The sequence below is a fragment of the Candidatus Palibaumannia cicadellinicola genome (assembly GCF_002855795.1).
Classification (GTDB): Bacteria; Pseudomonadota; Gammaproteobacteria; order Enterobacterales; family Enterobacteriaceae; genus Baumannia; species Baumannia cicadellinicola_C.
This window is the reverse complement of record NZ_NJPO01000142.1, coordinates 1-1,482: the sequence shown is the minus strand read 5'-3', so window position 1 is coordinate 1,482 and position 1,482 is coordinate 1. Positions and strand designations below refer to the sequence as shown.

Annotated in this window: 1 protein-coding gene; it reads left to right on the top strand. The window is 39.5% G+C overall.

The genetic code is table 11. The features are described from left to right. Nucleotides 1–136: 136 nt before the first annotated feature. Nucleotides 137–1,482, top strand: a 1,346-nt coding sequence (sppA, locus tag CEX73_RS02675; RefSeq protein ID WP_101627047.1) for a signal peptide peptidase SppA, incomplete at its 3' end; no start/stop codon positions are given.

Here is a 1,482-nt window from a genome sequence, read left to right as displayed (position 1 = left end):
ACATTCAGTTGTCTTGTTAAGTTAATAGCGTGATAAGTGATAATCAGCAGTGCGCAAATAGCATAATTTTTAACAATTATAAAACCAATAGAGCATATAATATGCTTTTGCGCTCTTTCGTCTTTATGGATATATCATGATTACATTCTGGAAAATAATTGCTAACCCATTTAGATGGGGTTGGCGCTTACTTCTTTTTATCCGTGAGTTTATTTTAAATATCTTTGTAGTACTCTTAATGGTGGTTATAGTAAGTATTTACCTGCAGATTACTCATACCACCCCGTCCATGACGACAGGTGCTCTCATGATGGATCTAAATGGCACTATTGTGGATAAGTCGGTGACGAAGAATAAATTTCGATTACTTGGTCGTGAATTACTTGGAACCGCAAGTAATAGGATACAAGAAAATTCATTATTCGACATCGTCGAGATACTTCGGCAGGCGAAAAGTAATCACCATATAACTGGTTTAGTGCTATCATTAAAACATTTTAATGGTGCAGATCAGCCAGCCTTACAGTACATCGGTAAAGCATTGCGTGAATTCCGCGATAGTGGCAAACCTATTTATGCTGTCGGTGATAGTTATAGTCAGGCGCAGTATTTTCTTGCTAGCTATGCCAATAAAATTTACCTTATGCCACAGGGTATGGTCGATTTACACGGTTTTGCTACTAATCATTTGTATTATAAGTCTTTGTTAGATAAGCTTAAAGTTAATAGTTATATTTTCCGTGTAGGTAAATATAAATCGGCGGCAGAGCCGTTCTTACGCGATAATATGTCTAAAGCTGCGAGAGATGCAGACAGTCGTTGGGTGGGACAGATGTGGCAACATTATCTTGATATCGTCGCTGCCAATCGCCAGGTTACACCACAACAATTTTTTCCTAGTTTTCCAACCTTACTTGCTGGATTACGTGCCGTTAACGGCGATATGGCACAGTTTGCACTTCAGAATAAATGGGTAGACGAAGTAGCTTCACGTTCTACTATCGATGAAGCAATGACTAAAGTATTTGGCTGGAATCAGCAGATTCAATCATTTAATGCTACTAGTATCTATGATTATCCGCAAATTTATGCTAGCCAGCAGGGGGCACAAATTGCTGTTATCATTGCAAACGGCGCAATAACTGATGGACCAGAAAAACCTGGATCTCTTAACAGTGATACTACAGCCCTTCAGATACGTGATGCTCGTTTAGATCCTAACATCAAAGCAATTATATTTAGGGTTAATAGTCCAGGTGGTAGCGTCAGCGCCTCAGAAACAATTCGAGCCGAATTAGTAGCAGCGCGCAATGCTAACAAACCAATAGTCATTTCTATGAGTGGCATGGCTGCCTCTGGCGGTTACTGGATATCCACTCCGGGAAACGTTATTATCGCTAGCTCTAGTACCATTACTGGTTCTATTGGTATTTTTAGTATAATTCATACGGTAGAGAATTTGCTCGACAGTATTGGGGTACA